The sequence below is a fragment of the Oscillibacter sp. genome (genome assembly GCF_031978065.1).
Classification (GTDB): domain Bacteria; phylum Bacillota; class Clostridia; order Oscillospirales; family Oscillospiraceae; genus Oscillibacter.
On sequence record NZ_DALZCH010000022.1, the window covers coordinates 22,109 to 38,326 of the forward strand.

Genomic DNA, 16,218 nt, shown 5'->3' on the forward strand with positions numbered 1-16,218 from the left:
TTTATATTTCTCTTGACAAAATTTGTGTTCAAAAGGTATAATAACGTATGTGCAAGTGCGAAGAGTCTAATTCATTCTGTGCAGACGGCCTTTCGGATGAGGAGCTGTGTGTTCGTGCCGCCCGCGGGAATCGCGGGGCGGAGGAGCGTCTGGTATCCAAATACACCCGTCTGGTTCGCTCCTGTGCCCGTCCGTTCTTTTTGATCGGGGGCGACAGCGAGGATTTGCTGCAGGAGGGGATGATCGGACTGATGAAGGCCGTCCGGGAATACGACGGAGAAAGGGACGCCTCTTTTCGCACCTTTACCGAAACCTGTGTCCGCAATCGTCTGCTTTCAGCTCTGCGCGCCGCCCCCCGCGGCACGCACATCCCCCTGAACCAGTCGGTTTCCCTTGATACACCCTTCTTTGATCGCGACTCCTACACCCTTGGTACCCGGGATCTGACGCAGCGCAGCCCTGAAGATTTTCTGATCGACAGGGAGCACACGAGCAGTCTCTTGTTTGGTGTTCGGAAACAATTGTCCGAGTTTGAAGCGAAGATTTTGGGGTATTATTTAGACGGTTTATCTTGTCGGGAAATTGCCGAAACCGTGGGCAAATCCCCTAAATCCGTGGACAACGCTGTGCAGCGGATCCGTCGTAAGGTGGCACGGCAACTTCTTTCCGGCGATTTCAGCAAGAGCTGAGCGCAATATATTTTTCTTTTCAAAGAGAGGGTAAAATCATGTACGAAGACAAGACTTTAGTGTGCAAAGAGTGTGGCCAGGAGTTCGTGTTCACCGCCGGTGAGCAGGAGTTTTATGCCGAGCGCGGCTTCCAGAACGAGCCCCAGCGCTGCAAGGGCTGCCGTGATGCCCGCAAGACCGCTTCCCGCGGTCCCCGGGAGTACTTCGCCGCTGTTTGCGCATCCTGCGGTGGAGAGGCTCGCGTTCCCTTCGAGCCCAAGTCCGACCGTCCTGTGTATTGCAGCGAGTGCTTCGCCAAGATGCGCGAGGAGCAGAGATAACGAAAGTCATCTCAGAGGAACGTCCGAAAGGGCGTTCCTTTTTTGGCTTTTTTCAAGGTGCGACGTATCTTCGAGAGACGAAACAGGACTGCAAAGCCAATTTTTTTTAAATTTAGCGCAAAAAGGGTAGGTTTTGCCTTTTTGCATGAAATTTTCCCCGAATTTCTCTTGAAATCAGAGAGAAAACGGGGTATAATACTAAAAAGCGAACGGAGCTTTGCTCCGATAAACTGAACTTTTGGAGGCAAATTTATGGTTGAAATTACAAAGGACACCATCATTGGTGATATTCTGGACGTGGCTCCTCAGACCGCGCCGATTTTCTTTTCCATTGGAATGCACTGCTTGGGCTGCCCTTCTTCTCGCGGCGAAACCGTGGAAGAGGCTTGCATGGTCCACGGCGTGGACGTTGACAAGCTGTTGACACTGGTCAACGAGGAAGCCAACAAGGCTGCGGAATAAAGCTTTTCCGAGGAAGAATCTGACAGAACGCATACGGGAAATCCGTATGCGTTCCGTTTGTCAGCGGTTGCCGGGCGACGGCAGGAAATTTCCCGCTTGCAGCGGGCCAGAAGGAGACTGATGACAGAATGAATGCACGGAAACCCGAGTTGTCGGCCCGGCTTCAATTGTTGGCGGACTGGGTCCCCCAAGGTGCCGCTCTGGCGGACGTGGGTACGGACCACGCCTATCTCCCGGTTTGGCTGACGCTGGAGGGACGGCTTCGCTCCGCCATCGCCTGCGATCTGCGGCCCGGCCCTCTGGGCCGGGGGCAAGATACCGCACGGCGCTTAGGCATTTTGGAGCGGATTGACTTCCGTCTGTGCGATGGGCTTGCCGGAGTGGGGGCGGAAGAGGCGGATACTGTAGTGATCGCGGGTATGGGCGGAGAGAACATCGTTTCCATTCTCGCCGCCGCGCCCTGGACGGCGAACAGCAGGCACACACTGCTGCTTCAGCCCCAGTCCCGGGCGGAGGAGCTTCGGACCTTTCTCAGTGCCAATGGCTACGCCATTAGCAGGGAGCGTCTGGTGGAGGACCGGGGAACCATTTATCCTGTGCTGGAGATTGGGGCCGGTTCGCAGAGCCTGTCTCCGGGGCAAATATATGGCGGCTCTTACCTGAAGCGGGACCCGCTGGGCGGACGGTATCTTGTGGAGCAGATTTTAAGGCTCCAGACGGCGGTGGCTGGGCTTAACCGAGGGAGCGGACCGAAAACGTGGGAAAAAGCGGACCGGCTGAGGGATGTAATTGGGTCCCTGCTGGAATTATGGGAGGAGTGGCGTCATGCCAACGGCTCTTGAAATTGAGAAAAGTCTGTTTGAACTCGCGCCCAAAGCCGGTGCAATGGATTGGGACAACGTGGGATTGCTGGTGGGCGACCCGGCTGCGGAAATTACCTGCGCTTTGGCGGCGCTGGATGTGACGGAAGCGGTTGCGGATGAGGCGATTGCAAAGGGCTGCCAATTGATTGTTGCTCACCATCCGGTGATGAATTGTCGGTGGCTTCCGGTGCAAACCTTGCGGGAGGATACCCCGCAGGGGCGGCTGCTGCGGAAGCTGGTCCGTGCGAATATGTGCGTGATCTGCATGCATACGAATTTGGATGTGGCGGAGGGCGGCGTGAATGACGTGCTGGCCTATACTCTCCGTCTGGAGGACCCTGGGCCCCTTCCCGGGACAGATGGGCTTGCCCGAATGGGGCGGCTCCCGGCACCCATGGCGCTGCGGGATTTTGCCGCCTATGTCTCTCAGGCACTGGACTGCAACGGCGTGCGCTATGCCGACGCCGGAAAATCGGTGCTTCGCGTGGCCGTGGGCGGTGGAGCCTGCGGCGAATACGCGGATGCGGCGGCCGCTGCTGGCTGTGATACCTTTGTGACCTCCGATTTGGGCTATCACGCGTTTTTGGACGCAGCAGGGAAGGGCATCAATCTGCTGGACGCAGGCCATTTCCCCACGGAGGATCCGGTCTGTCATGCGCTGATTGACTGGTTGCAAGGAAATTTCCCCGGGCTTTCCATTGAAAAATCCGCTTCCCACCGGGAAGTCATTCAATTCTACATTAAAGGAGAATAAACATATGTCTGGACATTCCAAGTGGCATAATATCCAAAAAACCAAGGGAGCGGCGGACGCGAGACGATCTGCGGCATTCACCAAGGTGGCAAAGGAGATTCTCGTTGCCGTGAAGGAAGGCGGCGGCGGCGATCTCAACAACAATTCCCGTCTTGCCACGGTCATTGCAAAGGCCAAGGCAGTGAATATGCCCAACGATAATATCAAGCGCACCATTGAGAAAGCCATGGGCGCGGGCAATACGGAGAGCTTTGAGGCCATTACCTATGAGGGCTACGGCCCCGGCGGCGTGGCCGTCATTGTGGAGGCCCTTACCGACAATCGCCAGCGCACCGCGCCGGAGGTTCGCCATGCCTTTGACAAGTGCAACGGCAACATGGGCGCGCCCGGCTGCGTTAGTTGGTCTTTTGACCGCAAAGGCGTCATCGTCATTGACAACGAGGACGGAGAACTGAACGAGGACACCGTGATGATGGACGCGCTGGAAGCTGGCGCGGCGGACTTTACCGCCGACGGACCTGCTCTTGAGATCAACACCGACCCGGATTCCTTCAACGCCGTGGTAAAGGCACTGGAGGAGAAGGGGTACAGCTTTGTCAACGCCGACATCGAGATGGTCCCCCAGAACACCATTGTGCTCAGTAGCGAGGGCGATGTGAAGAACATGGATAAGCTCATTGATATGCTGGAGGACAACGAGGATGTGCAGAACGTCTGGCATAACTGGGAGCAGGACTGAGCTGAGCTGTCCCATTTGTCTGCTGACCGAAGCAGTTTAAAGGCTATATTAAAAAAACAGGAAGCCCGGGAGCAAACTGCTCTCGGACTTCTTTATACTATTATATTCAACAAAACATAGATTTTGTTGAATATAATAACCTAAAGTTAAGGAATAAGGAGGGGTGAAAAGGGAATGAGGGGCATTGGAAAAAAGAACAAGCCCTGGCTGCGTGTTCCGCAGCCAGGGCCATATCTGATGCAAGCAAAACTGTAAGCCGGGTTCTGTATTTGACAGTCATCTATCTCGACGCGCCGTCGCCGACGCGCTCAAGCCACCTCCTGGAAGCGGTCGGGCCAACCTATTGCTTCCCCACGGTGTTGCTCCGGATAGAGTTTACAGCGACGGACTGTCTCCAGCCGTCGGGTGAGCTCTTACCTCGCCTTTCCATCCTTACCGTCTTTTGCCAATCCACGGAAGCCGACAATTCCGCGTTCCGTCCGAGGACGGCGCTAGCCGACGCGGCCCGACCGCCATGGAACGGCAAAAGAAGGCGGTATATCTCTGTTGCACTTTTCCTGAAGTCGCCTTCGGCGGGCGTTACCCGTTATCCTTGCCCTATGGAGCCCGGACTTTCCTCATAGACGGCCTTTCGGCCTGCCTACGCGACTGTCTGTTTTACTTGCCCATTTATTTTACCCGCTCTTTCACTGCTTGTCAACAGCAAAGAGGGTGAAAAATTTAAGGGTCCTGATTGCTATTTTTACCGCTTTGCGGTATACTGTTTTGAGTAATTTTTCCGCCCCTGCGGGCGCTTTTGGAGGGACCGCTTATGACGTTACAGGAATATATCGCATCCATTCGGGATAAAACCGTGGCCATTGTGGGGATCGGCGTCAGCAACACGCCGCTGATTGAGCTTTTGGCGAAATCGGGTGTTCGCGTCACCGCTTGCGACCGCAAAAGCCGGGAGGATTTGGGCTGTGAGGCCGGTCGGCTGGAAAGCCTTGGCGTGACGCTGAAGCTGGGAGACGAATACCTGAAGAATCTAACTCAGGACGTGATTTTTCGCACGCCAGGACTGCGTCGGGATGTTCCGGAGTTTTTGGCAGCAGCGGCACGGGGAAGCGAGATTACATCCGAAATGGAGGTCTTCTTTCAAGTGGCTCCCTGTATGCTGATCGCTGTTACCGGAAGCGACGGGAAGACCACCACCACCACTCTAATCTCCGAATTTTTGCGGGAGGCCGGAAAAAACGTTCACGTTGGCGGAAACATCGGCCGTCCGCTGCTGTGCGAGGCGGATAAAATGCGGCCGGAGGACTATGCAGTATTGGAGCTGAGTTCTTTCCAACTGATGACCATGACCCGCAGCCCCCACATCGCCGTAATTACAAATCTGGCGCCCAATCATTTGGATGTACACAGGGATATGGCGGAGTATATAGCTGCAAAGGAAAATATCTTTACACATCAGTATTCATCGGATATTGCCGTATTTAATGCTGACAACGATATTACGGCCGAGCAGGCAGGCCGCGCCGTCGGTCGTCGGCGGCTGTTTTCCCGCAAAGGGGAGCCAGAGGAGGGCGTATTCCTCCGGGGAGATGTGATCGTCTCCCGGGCAGACGGGGTGGAGCGGGAAATCATGCACACATCTGATATCCTGCTTCCCGGCGTTCATAACGTGGAAAACTATATGGCAGCGATTGCTGCCACGGACGGTTTGGTGCCCGATGAAGCAATGCGGGAGGTGGCCCGGACCTTTGCCGGTGTAGAGCACCGCATTGAACTGGTAAGGACGCTGCGGGGTGTGCGTTACTACAACGACTCCATCGGAACCAGCCCTTCCCGCACCATCGCGGGTCTGCGGTCCTTCCCGGAAAAAGTCATTCTCATTGCGGGAGGCTACGACAAGCACATTCCCTTCGACACGCTGGGGCCGGAGCTTGTGGAGCATGTGAAGCTTCTGATTCTCTGCGGGGCCACGGCGGAAAAAATCCGCGACTGCGTAGAAAATGCGCCCAATTATCAGGGAACTCCGGAAATGCTGACTGTTTCTGAGCTTCACGCTGCCGTGGAAACCGCAGCACAGAGAGCGGGGGAGGGCGATGTGATTCTGCTGAGTCCCGCCTGCGCGGCCTTTGACCAGTTTAAAAACTTTATGGAGCGGGGCAGGGTTTTTAAGCAGATTGTGTCCGGATTGAAATAGGGAAAAGCCCCTTTCGCATAGAATCTTCCAATGGGGTGATTCTATGAGATCATACGGATATTACCGCCGCCCTCTGACTCGGCGGACGCTGGCGCGGCTGTTGCTGGCGGCGGTGTTTCTGGGGCTGGGGATTTTTGCCGCTGTGGCGGGTCTTCAGATGAAGCAGCTACTGACCCAGTTGGCTGTTACTCGGGTCAGCAACACGGTGAACGGCATCGTCGCGCAGGCGGTGAATGAGACAATTGACAGTGGGGAGATTAAATATGACGATTTAATTTCCTTTGAAAAGGACAACGAAGGGAAAATTACGGCGGTAAAAAGCAATATGCCGGAGTTTAACCGCTTGCAGTCTAAAATTTTAAAGGTGATTTTAGACCGGCTCTCCGACGTGTCCACAAAAGACTTGTCCATCCCTGTGGGCAGCCTTACCGGGTCTGCTCTGCTGTCCGGGCGTGGGCCGGGGGTGAAGGTGCGGATGCAGTCCGTGGGATCATCCAGAGCACATCTGGAAAACCAGTTTGATACTGCGGGGATCAACCAGACCAAGCATCGGATTCTGCTGGAGGTGGATGTATCCGTGGCAATCTTGTTGCCCGGCTTTAACACCGCCACACAGGTGAGCAACGCCTTTACCGTGGCGGAAACGGTGATTGTGGGCACGGTTCCGGAGAGCTATACCTATTTCAGCAATACGGGTGATCAAGCGGATGACGCCAGAGAGCTGATTCTCAACAAGGGCTGAGCGGGAGGAAACCCCTCCCGCTTTCAGTCCGGGCAGGAAAGGAAAAGGAGCGAGCGCATGGACTATCGCGAGGAAATGAAGCGACTGCGGGAGGAGCTCAACGAGAACGCCTACCGCTACTATGTATTGGACGAACCCACCATGTCGGATTATGATTACGACATGAAAAACCGTCGGCTTCAGCAGTTGGAACAGGAGCATCCGGAGGAAATCGTCCCGGATTCTCCCACCCAGCGCGTGGGGGACAAGCTGAAGGACGGCTTTTCCTCTTATCGCCACGAGGTTCCGTTGGAGAGCTTGCAGGATGTGTTTACCGCCGGAGAGGTGGAGGATTTCTGCCGCCGGATGGAGGAGTCGCTTGATGGGAACGCAGCGTATTCTCTGGAGCCGAAGGTAGACGGACTGTCGGTGGCGCTGGAGTATCGGGACGGCGTATTTGTCAGCGGTGGTACAAGAGGCGACGGCAGGGTGGGGGAGGACGTGACGGAGAACCTGCGCACTGTCCGCTCCATTCCCATGACGCTGCCAGAGAAGCTGCCCCAGCTCATTGTCCGGGGAGAGGTTTATATGGCCCGCTCCGTGTTTGAGGAAATCAACCGCCGCCGGGAAATAGAGGGGAAGCCCCTCATGGCCAACCCCCGAAACGCAGCCGCAGGCTCCCTGCGCCAGCTTGACCCGAAAATCGCGGCGGAACGGCGGCTGGACATCCGGATTTTCAACCTGCAATTGGTGCAGGGACGAAGCTTTGCCACCCACTCCGAAACGCTGGACTATTTAGAAAGCCAGCATTTCCCCGTTATCCCCCATAAAACGGTCCTTACCGCCGACGCGTGCCTGAAGGAAATCTATGACATCAACGAGCGGAGAATGAGCTATCCCTACGATATGGACGGCGCAGTAATTAAAATTGACCGGTTGTCCGACAGGGAATCACTTGGCAGCACTGTGAAATGCCCCAAATGGGCCATTGCCTACAAGTATCCGCCGGAGCAGAAGCCGAGCAAGGTTCTGGACATTGTGGTTCAGGTGGGGCGCACCGGAGTGCTGACGCCCAAGGCGGTGCTTGCCCCGGTCCATCTGGCAGGCACCACCGTCCAGAGCGCCACGTTGCATAATCAGGATTATATTGCTGAAAAGGACGTTCGCGTGGGTGACACCGTGTTGGTCCAGAAGGCGGGAGAGATTATCCCCGAAATCGTGGAGGTGGACGTTTCCAAGCGGCCGGAGGGGACGGTCCCCTATGAGCTTCCGAAGACTTGCCCCGTTTGCGGCGCAATTGTGACGCGGGACGAGGACGGCGCGGCGGTGCGCTGCACCGGCGCGGAGTGCCCGGCCCAGCTTCTTCGCAATATTACGCACTTTGTCAGCCGGGACGCCATGGACATCGACGGGCTTGGCCCCGCCGTGCTTCAACAATTGATTGAAACCGGGCTGATTCACTCCGCAGCCGACTTATATAGCCTGTCGGAGCAGGACTTTATCCAGTTGGAACGCATGGGGGAGAAGTCTGCTTCCAATGCGGTGGCCGCCATCGAGAAATCCAAGGGAAATGATCTTGGAAAGCTGCTCTACGCGCTGGGCATCCGGCAGGTGGGTGAAAAAGCCGGACGGGTGCTGGCCCAGCATTTTAGAACGCTTGACGCGCTGGAACGGGCCACGCCGGAAGAGCTGACATGCATTGACAGCGTGGGGGCCGTCACGGCTCAGTTCATTCTGGACTGGCTTAAAAGCCCCCAATCGCAGGACCTGCTGCAAAAGCTCCGCAGCGCCGGAGTGAACACGACCTGTACAGAGGAGACGGTGGACGACCGCTTCGCGGGAAAAACTTTTGTTCTCACCGGCACGTTGACCCGGTTTGACCGCAAGGCCGCCGAGGAGATGATTCAAGCCCGGGGTGGGAAAGCCTCCTCCTCCGTTTCCAAAAAGACGGCCTATGTGGTGGCGGGGGACTCCGCAGGAAGCAAGCTTCAAAAGGCGCAGGAACTGGGTATCCCCGTGCTGACGGAGGATGAGTTTGCGGCGCTGCTGGAATGAGGGCTGAGAAGTTCAGGTGCAGGGGAGAGCATGACACGAAAAAGCATAAGTGGATTGCAAACCTGATTGTCGACATTCCGAATCTTCTCCCCTATCTCTGCGGCAGATGAAATCTGAAAAGGACGTTTTGACCGTGAAACGAGATGAACTATCTCGCTTACTGAATCAGTCTGACGCTGATGGATGTACCCAAAAGGTTCCAGTTCGGCTCAGCGTTTCTCATCCAATTTACGCCTTCCAGTTTTCATTGTGAGATTCTGACGCTGGACTTCCTTTCTCAGCAGTTATACTTCCGGGTATACAATATATGAAAGGGGTATGACTTTACAGTCATGCCCTTTTTACAAGCTTCTGCTGCCTGCATCACAGAACTCCCTTATAAATTTCTGCAGAACGAGAGATTGCCATACTGTTACAGCGTTTATGCATAAAACATGCTTGAGCTTTTCCGGACGGTATAGTAAACTAAGGAAGGAGGGATGAATCTCATGTTTACCAATTATCATTACTTTCTAGTTCTGGCCGAGGAGGGCAATATGACTCGTGCGGCGGAACGTCTATTCATTTCTCACCAGAATTTGAGTAAATATCTGTCCAATTTGGAGGCGGATTTTGGTATAACCCTGTTTGAGCGCAAGCCTTCTTTCCGGTTGACTCCGGCAGGACAATCCATGTATGAAGCGCTGTGCCAAGTGAAATCGCTGGAGCGTAATTTGCGGGACGAGTATGCCGATTTGAGGGAGGATCGAGGCGGAGAAATCACTTTGGGAACGACGGAAGGACGATTCCGTATTTTGATGCCCAACCTCATCAGCGATTTTAAAAATGCTTTTCCAGATGTACACCTGCGTATCGTCAGTGCAGCTTCGCCGGAATTGCAGGAGATGGTGTTGAACAACCGTCTGGATATGATGGTCGTCGGTATGCCGAACACGCCCTCTCGCTTTCTTACATCCACAGTGATCTTGCAGGAAAAGCTGTACTTAGTGGTCAGCGACAATATGCTCCACCAATATTTTCCGGAGTTGTATCCCGCTTGCAAGCAGATGTGGCTGACGGAAGGCGCTGACCTGCGGAATTTTCAGCAGATGCCTTTTGCGCTCAACCTGCCATACTTCAATTCCAGTATGCTGCTAAAGCGGCATCTGGAAAAAATCGGAGCCAGTCTCGACTGCGTCCATGTTTCCAGCCACCCAGACCTGCATCACATGATGTCCACGCGGGATTATACGGCTAGCTTCTGCCTGACCATGTATCTTCCCGGTGTACTGAAATTAAATCAGGAGCTGAATAACAAGCTGAATATCTTCCCAATCAAAGATTTCCACGAAACCAATCCTGTAGTGGTATCCTATTTGCAAAGTCGGGTGTTCCGGAGGAGTACCCAGATGCTGTTGCAGATGATCCGCCAGAATTGCAAGGTATTTAGCCAATATGATCTGATTTAGCAGTATTTAGCAATATTTAGCACAAGACCCGGGGCAAATGCCCCGGGTCTTGTGCTAGTTCATTGCAAAAGGAATTTGAACTCAATAAATGGACATTGTGCCCATTATCAATGCCACAACGCACAGTATAATGCTAATAATCCAGCACCAACCGAAATTTTTCTTCAGGTGAGCGGAAACCTCTACGCCAGCCAAGCCGCACGCCAAATATGTGGTGGGCTGCAAGGGGCTGATAATCATACCCACATTCTTTCCGATGAGCATAGCCACACCCACATCCAGCATTGGGACACCAAAAGAGGTTGCCGCCTCGCCCAGCAACGGGAAAACACCGTAATAGAATGTATCCGCCCCAAGAACAGCGCCCACGGGTACGCTGATGAAACCCGCAATGATGTTCATGTACCGCCCCAGAAAATCGGGAATGATGGCCAGCAATACCTCTACCATCGCATCCAACATTCCGGAGTTCTGCATCACACCGATGAACACTGCGGCAGCCAACAACGTAGCGGACATATTCAGCGCTTCTCCGGCGTGGGCTTTGAATCGTTCCTGCTGCATTTTTAGGCCGGGATAATTAACACAGACAGCAATACCAAAGGCGATCATAAAGCAGGAATGAGTGGGCATGATGGAAAGGCACAGACAGGCAATAAGTACCACCGTGAGCAGAATGTTAAACACAATCAGCTTCGGGCGCTTTAGCGCGACGACCGCCTCATCCAGCACCGTGCTCTCCATCTCGTGAAGCTCACTTTCAGTAAACTGCCCGGCACCCCGCTTCTTTTCCACCACGCCGCAAACGGCGGCGATCACGAGTGTTAGCACGATACACACCACTTGGAAAGGCAGCAAAATATGCCACAGCTCAGTTACATCCATGTTTAGCACTGTTGCCACCCGGACAATGGGGCCGCCCCAGGGAAGAAGGTTCATCACACCCATGGCGCAGCCTACGATCAGCAGCAGCGTATAGGTTGAAATTTTCAATCGCTTATACAGCGGAAGCATAGCTGGAATGGTAACCAACACCGTGGTGGCGGTGGCACCATCCAAATGAGCCAAAATTGCGACTATGCCGCTGGCCACTGTCACCAGAACCACATTGTTGCCGGCTTTTTTCACAAGCCGATCCACGATGGGGTCAAACATCCCGGCATCGTTCATAATACCAAAATAGGATGTGGAAAAGATAAACAGGACCGCGGTCTTCCATACAGAAGAAAGCCCCTCGTTTATCATATCTCCGATGGCTGCCGGTCCATTACCTAGCAGGAGCGCGCCGATTACCGGGATCGTCACAAAAATTACGATTGGCATCATCTTGTTTCGCATCAGTAAAAACATGATGGCAAATAGCATCATATATCCAATCAGGGCAGTCATGATTCGGCCTTCTTTCTTGCTTATTTTTGTGTCTGATTCTTAATCTGCCCCACAGGCAGCTCACGGATCAAATCTTTGGACTTTCCTGCGCGAAGGAGATAGCTATCTGTGACGTGACCCACCAAATCCACCACACTGCGGCTGATATCCATGGCTTTATCCAGATCCACGCCGGTTTCCACGCCCATTTCTTCGCACATATGCAGTACATCCTCAGTGGCCACATTTCCAGCCGCGCCAGGAACAAAGGGACATCCACCCACGCCTGCAAAGCTGGCGTCAAATTGGGTAAAACCAGCCTGCATTCCGGCCAGAATATTTGCAATACCCAGCCCGCGGGTATTGTGGAAATGCAGCCACCAATTCACCTGCGGATAGCTGGCTTTCATCTCCCGGCAGATATCCACCACCTGAGTTGGATAGGCCATGCCTGATGCGTCGGAAAGGCTGATCTCGTTGATGCCCACCGCTAAATAAGCCTCCGTGATCTCCCTCACGTCCTGAATGGGAATTTCCTTGTCCCATGGGGAACCAAAGGCCATGGAGATAGAGCCGGAAATACCAATGTTGGCGGCAAGGGCCTTTTCCACGCATGCGGCAAAGCCAGCCACGCTCTGAGATGGCGTGCAGTTTAGATTGGCCAGATTGTGCGCTGTGCTGGCAGAAACGTTGAGCTTAACTTTCTCGCATCCGCAGGCGATGGCACGATCCACACCCCGGGCATTGGCAATCAACGCTCGATATTCCACACCGGGGAAGCGCTCCATCTCCGAAAACACCTGATCGGTATTGGACATCTGCGGCACTGCCTTGGGGCTAACGAAGCTTCCCACTTCAATCACAGGGAAGCCTGCCTTGCCCATGGCGTTAACCAACTGAACTTTTTCCTGCCAAGTCAACTGCTGCTTCTCATTTTGCAATCCATCCCGAAGTCCTACTTCGCACAAGCGAATCGCTGAGGGAAGCTGCATTACAGTCATGTTCTCATTCATATCACATTATCCCTTCAATCAGCAATAACCGGTGGCAACGGCCAGCATCATAAATAAGCAGGCAAAAACAAACCAGATAATGAACATCTTACCCATCCACTTCATCCAGTTGCCATACCCAACGCCGCAAGCACTCAAAAATGCCATCAGGGAGGACGAATGAGGATAGATATAATTGCTCAATCCGTCTCCATAATTCAGTGCCAAAATTGCTGTTTCCCGTGACATTCCAATTAGATCGGCCACTGGCAGGAAAATGGGCATAGTAATGTTGGCCTGACCGGAACCTGATGTTACAAAGAAATTAATTACTGTATGGGCAATAAACATACCGGGAGCCTGGAGCAGGGGAGGTAGAGTGTTAAGCGCCTTTGCAGAATAGTACACAACGGTGTCCAGAATGTAGCCGGAATCCAGCGCAATCGCGATAGAACGGGCAAGGCCGATCATAATACACGCACCTAGAATTACTCGGCAGCCAGCTACGAAGCTAGTGCACATCCGGTTGGGATTCTTGCGCCCAACAATTTGAGAGACGATTCCAGTAAGTAAAAAGCACACAGCGGTCTGCTCGTAGCTCCAGTCATAATATGAGCAGCCAATCATCAGTGCAGCTACGCCCAGAATCAATGTTGACAGGACCATGCCTTCTTTTAAACCAAAGGCCGGAAGATGATCGGCGTCTTGAACCTCAATGGCGTTTGGAATCCCATATACAATGCTCTTTGTGGGATCTTTGCGCACCTTCTCCGCGTATCGAACGATGAAGATAGTCGTAATGACAAGCATACAGACAAAGCCAATCCAGCGGAATCCCATGCCATGATATAGCGGAAGCTCCGCCAGCGTATTGCCGATAGCAGTGGTACTAATATTCAGCATACCGCAGGTGCTGCCAAAGGAACTTGCTGTGATGATAACGGCAGCGGCAGTCAGTGCATCATAGCCCATCATTAGGCACAGCTTAGTATCAGAGCGATTGTTAAAGAAATAGGATAGGCTCCGTCCGCCGTCTTAAATGGGCTGAAGTGTGATACACTGCCGCGAAAGAGTAGACCAGCAAAAAAGGCGATATGACTGTAAAGTCATATCGCCTTTTATTCATTGCAGTCCGGTTATTTGTCAAAGGACGGATTCATGTAGTACACATTTTTCTCGTTCATCCGGTCCTTGGCCAGCCGAAGTCCCTCGCCGAAGCGTTGGAAGTGGACGATTTCTCTGGCGCGGAGGAAGCGAATGGCATCGGTGACATCCGGGTCATCGCTCATCCGCAAAATGTTGTCATAGGTCAGACGGGCTTTTTGCTCTGCTGCCAAATCCTCGGTCAAATCCGCGATGGTATCACCAGTGACGGCAATGCCGTCTGCGCTCCAGGGAGAACCGGAGGCGGCGGTGGGATAGACCGAGGTGGTGTGGTCGATAAAATAGGGGGCAAAGCCACCCTCTCTCACGTCACTTTCCGTGAGGTTCCGGGTTAACTGATGGACAATGGTACCCACCATCTCCAAATGCCCCAGTTCTTCTGTCCCGTAAGATTATCAATATAGAAACTTTAGTTGGGCAGCTTTGGCGCGAGCTTGATGCTTAGATCGGACTCGCGGTAACGGCCACCAATGGTTTTATGATATTCAACGTGGTCCAACACGCTTTTTAGTAGTTCGTTCTTCTCTTTTGCTGTTTCTGCTAACTCGAAGTTATCCAGAACACGGCGAAAGGCGGGGGCGATTTCTTTTTTTGCCTGAATACGGGAATCCAATCCAGAGACGGCTTCCAGCAGAGTTTCCAATTGTTTCTCGGCGGCCTGTCGGCGGCGAGAGAGTTCCGTAGTCCGGTCTGTAAAAATCTCTGGCGTGTAAATTCCCTGTTCAACTAAATCGTAGGCTTTTTGTTCCTGCGCGTCGATCTGTTCCAATTCTTTCTTCAAACCAGAAATGGAACGCGAAAGAGCGGTGCGCTCGGTGCTTTCGGCTTCCGTATCTTGCTCCAAAGGCGTTTGCTCAAAATCGGCGAGAAATTTCCGCATACCCTGCAATACCATGGATTCAATGAGACTGCAATCTGAACTCACAGTGGGACAGGAGGTATAGGGACACATCAGCGTGGGGGGATATCCGCTTTTTATGTAAGTACGGCGGACCATCATTCGCCCGCAGTGGTCGCATCTTATAAGACCTGCCAACGGGTTTGTGGTGACACACCTTTTGGGCCCGGGCCGCCCCGGATTGGAGCGCAGCAGAGCTTGCGCTGCGTCAAAGGTATCTTGGGAAATCAGGGGGTCATGCAGTCCGCGGCACAAGCGGAGAGAAGTGTCGTCCGCTTTCGCACGAGGCCGGGAGCGTTGCACCGCGCCATCCTGTATCTTCTTGACCTGCGCACGGTTTCCCCAGCGAACCCAGCCTGCGTAGGTGGGGTTACGCAAAAGCGATTGTATGGCGGAGTTCGTCCAGTCCTTCCCGCCCGGGGACAAGACGTTCGATTCGTTCAGGCGCCGGATAATCCGGGAGACGCCAATGCGGTTTACACTGCCGTCAGGCTGGGGTACGCCCTCTGTATACCAGCGGAAAATGTCCTGCACCACGGTTGCATTTTCGTCTGGCTCCAGCGTCCAGCCCTTTTGCCCGTCCAGCTTCACCCGGCGATAGCCATAGGGGGCGCGGTTGGCAGGCCACTTTCCTTCGTTCACAGAAGCGACGCGTCCGGCCTGCTGGCGGCGGTTGATCGTTTTATACTCCCGGCGGGACATGTACAAACCAAATTCAAAATACTCCTGGTCAAATTCATTGAGGGGGTCATAGGTCTTTGCGGGCGTAATGATTTTCGTGCCGCTATACTGAAAGGCCCGCGCAACAATGCCCTGATCGATCGTATCTCCACGGGCAAGACGCTCGACTTCCATGACCAGCACACCGGTATATAAACCGTTTTCCACGTCGTGGAGCAACTGCTGCATCAGGGGACGGGAAGTGATGGTTTCGCCAGAAACCACCTCCGGATAAATTTTTGTAATGGTCAACCCCTGTTGCTTGGAAATCGCCAGCAGCCGGTTACGATGCCGCTTCAATGTGTCGCCCTCGCCACGCGCCTCCGCCTCCAAGTCTACACGGGATTTGCGAAGATAGATGGCATAGGATTTGGACATGTTATCACCTCTATTTCTCAGGGTTTCCGCGCAACTGTTCGGAAACAATCTTCAGGCATATTTTCAAAAGGTCCTTTGCGCTCTGCTCTGAAAGCGCGTCTATTATGGAATCGCGCTTTTCGGCATCTGGCTCGAACATAATTTGCATAGCCTTTTGAGATGTAATCATATACGTACCTCTTACTACTTAGGGTGAGTTTTTTTCTTCGACTTATCAATATCGTGAGCCAGCTTCACTTGTTTATCCAATAAAGCTTGAACATCGGCTTCTAAGCGTTTGGGACTAAGGTTAAATAGAAGCCCGACCTCCATAGCCAGACGGAACATATGCTTACAGACAATATTCCGTCTGGAGAAGTCCGGGCAGCTACATTTATAGAGAGTAGTGTGATAAATCTCTTCACTGGAAGATTTTATTTGAGCGGACATATCAAACGGCGGCGCAATAAAAATTTC

General features: G+C 53.4%; 17 protein-coding genes and 1 other RNA gene. 10 read left to right on the forward strand and 8 right to left on the reverse strand.

Going from position 1 to position 16,218, the window contains the following annotated elements; all coding sequences use genetic code 11:
* Nucleotides 1-47 precede the first annotated feature (47 nt).
* The 6 genes from RTK01_RS05210 (at nucleotide 48) to RTK01_RS05235 (ending at nucleotide 3,827) form a co-directional block, all read left to right on the forward strand.
* Nucleotides 48-689, forward strand: a complete 642-nt coding sequence (locus RTK01_RS05210; RefSeq protein WP_312279955.1) for a sigma-70 family RNA polymerase sigma factor — start codon at nucleotides 48-50, stop codon at nucleotides 687-689.
* Nucleotides 690-727: 38 nt separating this feature from the next.
* Entirely contained in the window at nucleotides 728-1,009 is a 282-nt protein-coding gene (locus RTK01_RS05215) for a zinc-ribbon domain containing protein (protein WP_293009465.1), read from the forward strand.
* Between the two features lie 252 nt (nucleotides 1,010-1,261).
* Nucleotides 1,262-1,471, forward strand: coding sequence for a DUF1858 domain-containing protein (locus tag RTK01_RS05220; protein ID WP_293009464.1), 210 nt, complete (start codon nucleotides 1,262-1,264; stop codon nucleotides 1,469-1,471).
* Between the two features lie 128 nt (nucleotides 1,472-1,599).
* Nucleotides 1,600-2,313: a class I SAM-dependent methyltransferase gene (locus RTK01_RS05225; protein WP_312279956.1), complete on the forward strand. Its 714-nt coding sequence runs from the start codon at nucleotides 1,600-1,602 to the stop codon at nucleotides 2,311-2,313.
* Entirely contained in the window at nucleotides 2,297-3,088 is a 792-nt protein-coding gene (locus RTK01_RS05230; protein WP_312279957.1) for a Nif3-like dinuclear metal center hexameric protein, read from the forward strand. Before RTK01_RS05225 ends, RTK01_RS05230 begins: the two co-directional genes overlap by 17 nt.
* Nucleotides 3,089-3,092: 4 nt before the next feature.
* A complete protein-coding gene (locus RTK01_RS05235; protein ID WP_312279958.1) occupies nucleotides 3,093-3,827 on the forward strand; it encodes a YebC/PmpR family DNA-binding transcriptional regulator in 735 nt (244 codons plus the stop codon).
* A gap of 236 nt (nucleotides 3,828-4,063) precedes the next feature.
* Here the strand turns inward: RTK01_RS05235 and rnpB are convergent.
* Nucleotides 4,064-4,491: RNase P RNA component class A (gene rnpB, locus RTK01_RS05240), an RNA gene on the reverse strand.
* A gap of 147 nt (nucleotides 4,492-4,638) precedes the next feature.
* On the opposite strand from rnpB, the gene murD reads away from it, so the two are divergent.
* The 4 genes from murD (at nucleotide 4,639) to RTK01_RS05260 (ending at nucleotide 10,242) form a co-directional block, all read left to right on the forward strand.
* Nucleotides 4,639-6,018 (forward strand): UDP-N-acetylmuramoyl-L-alanine--D-glutamate ligase, encoded by a 1,380-nt coding sequence (murD, locus tag RTK01_RS05245; RefSeq protein ID WP_312279959.1) that lies wholly within the window; start codon nucleotides 4,639-4,641, stop codon nucleotides 6,016-6,018.
* 43 nt (nucleotides 6,019-6,061) lie between these two features.
* Nucleotides 6,062-6,760 carry a sporulation protein YunB gene (gene yunB / locus RTK01_RS05250; protein ID WP_312279960.1) on the forward strand — a complete coding sequence of 233 codons (699 nt, stop codon included), beginning with the start codon at nucleotides 6,062-6,064 and terminating at the stop codon, nucleotides 6,758-6,760.
* A gap of 57 nt (nucleotides 6,761-6,817) precedes the next feature.
* A complete protein-coding gene (ligA, locus tag RTK01_RS05255) occupies nucleotides 6,818-8,794 on the forward strand; it encodes an NAD-dependent DNA ligase LigA (RefSeq protein ID WP_312279961.1) in 1,977 nt (658 codons plus the stop codon).
* Between the two features lie 488 nt (nucleotides 8,795-9,282).
* Complete coding sequence (locus RTK01_RS05260; RefSeq protein ID WP_312279962.1) at nucleotides 9,283-10,242, forward strand: LysR family transcriptional regulator; 960 nt, start codon at nucleotides 9,283-9,285, stop codon at nucleotides 10,240-10,242.
* An 81-nt stretch (nucleotides 10,243-10,323) separates the two neighbouring features.
* On the opposite strand, the gene RTK01_RS05265 is transcribed toward RTK01_RS05260, so the two are convergent.
* The 7 genes from RTK01_RS05265 to RTK01_RS05295 all read right to left on the reverse strand — a co-directional run.
* Complete coding sequence (locus RTK01_RS05265; RefSeq protein WP_312279963.1) at nucleotides 10,324-11,631, reverse strand: citrate:proton symporter; 1,308 nt, start codon at nucleotides 11,629-11,631, stop codon at nucleotides 10,324-10,326.
* A gap of 20 nt (nucleotides 11,632-11,651) precedes the next feature.
* Nucleotides 11,652-12,623 carry a hydroxymethylglutaryl-CoA lyase gene (locus RTK01_RS05270; RefSeq protein WP_312279964.1) on the reverse strand — a complete coding sequence of 324 codons (972 nt, stop codon included), beginning with the start codon at nucleotides 12,621-12,623 and terminating at the stop codon, nucleotides 11,652-11,654.
* Nucleotides 12,624-12,641: 18 nt separating this feature from the next.
* The gene (locus RTK01_RS05275) at nucleotides 12,642-13,577 is read right to left on the reverse strand and encodes a hypothetical protein (protein WP_312279965.1); all 936 of its coding nucleotides are present in this window, start codon (nucleotides 13,575-13,577) and stop codon (nucleotides 12,642-12,644) included.
* A 161-nt stretch (nucleotides 13,578-13,738) separates the two neighbouring features.
* On the reverse strand, nucleotides 13,739-14,140 hold the full coding sequence (locus RTK01_RS05280; protein WP_312279970.1) for a manganese catalase family protein: 402 nt from the start codon (nucleotides 14,138-14,140) through the stop codon (nucleotides 13,739-13,741).
* A gap of 35 nt (nucleotides 14,141-14,175) precedes the next feature.
* Entirely contained in the window at nucleotides 14,176-15,762 is a 1,587-nt protein-coding gene (locus RTK01_RS05285) for a recombinase family protein (protein WP_312279966.1), read from the reverse strand.
* A 10-nt stretch (nucleotides 15,763-15,772) separates the two neighbouring features.
* Nucleotides 15,773-15,931: a hypothetical protein gene (locus RTK01_RS05290; RefSeq protein ID WP_312279967.1), complete on the reverse strand. Its 159-nt coding sequence runs from the start codon at nucleotides 15,929-15,931 to the stop codon at nucleotides 15,773-15,775.
* Nucleotides 15,932-15,945: 14 nt separating this feature from the next.
* The coding region (locus RTK01_RS05295) for an SWIM zinc finger family protein (protein ID WP_312279968.1) at nucleotides 15,946-16,218 on the reverse strand (273 nt) is incomplete at its 5' end.

Excerpts from the sequence above, each read along its gene's own strand:
- RTK01_RS05210 (WP_312279955.1), top strand. The coding sequence starts at position 48 with ATGTGCAAGTGCGAAGAGTCTAATTCATTCTGTGCAGACGGCCTTTCG.
- RTK01_RS05215 (WP_293009465.1), top strand. The coding sequence starts at position 728 with ATGTACGAAGACAAGACTTTAGTGTGCAAAGAGTGTGGCCAGGAGTTC.
- RTK01_RS05220 (WP_293009464.1), top strand. The coding sequence starts at position 1,262 with ATGGTTGAAATTACAAAGGACACCATCATTGGTGATATTCTGGACGTG.
- RTK01_RS05225 (WP_312279956.1), top strand. The coding sequence starts at position 1,600 with ATGAATGCACGGAAACCCGAGTTGTCGGCCCGGCTTCAATTGTTGGCG.
- RTK01_RS05230 (WP_312279957.1), top strand. The coding sequence starts at position 2,297 with ATGCCAACGGCTCTTGAAATTGAGAAAAGTCTGTTTGAACTCGCGCCC.
- RTK01_RS05235 (WP_312279958.1), top strand. The coding sequence starts at position 3,093 with ATGTCTGGACATTCCAAGTGGCATAATATCCAAAAAACCAAGGGAGCG.
- murD (WP_312279959.1), top strand. The coding sequence starts at position 4,639 with ATGACGTTACAGGAATATATCGCATCCATTCGGGATAAAACCGTGGCC.
- yunB (WP_312279960.1), top strand. The coding sequence starts at position 6,062 with ATGAGATCATACGGATATTACCGCCGCCCTCTGACTCGGCGGACGCTG.
- ligA (WP_312279961.1), top strand. The coding sequence starts at position 6,818 with ATGGACTATCGCGAGGAAATGAAGCGACTGCGGGAGGAGCTCAACGAG.
- RTK01_RS05260 (WP_312279962.1), top strand. The coding sequence starts at position 9,283 with ATGTTTACCAATTATCATTACTTTCTAGTTCTGGCCGAGGAGGGCAAT.
- RTK01_RS05265 (WP_312279963.1), bottom strand. The coding sequence starts at position 11,631 with ATGACTGCCCTGATTGGATATATGATGCTATTTGCCATCATGTTTTTA.
- RTK01_RS05270 (WP_312279964.1), bottom strand. The coding sequence starts at position 12,623 with ATGAATGAGAACATGACTGTAATGCAGCTTCCCTCAGCGATTCGCTTG.
- RTK01_RS05275 (WP_312279965.1), bottom strand. The coding sequence starts at position 13,577 with ATGATGGGCTATGATGCACTGACTGCCGCTGCCGTTATCATCACAGCA.
- RTK01_RS05285 (WP_312279966.1), bottom strand. The coding sequence starts at position 15,762 with ATGTCCAAATCCTATGCCATCTATCTTCGCAAATCCCGTGTAGACTTG.
- RTK01_RS05290 (WP_312279967.1), bottom strand. The coding sequence starts at position 15,931 with ATGATTACATCTCAAAAGGCTATGCAAATTATGTTCGAGCCAGATGCC.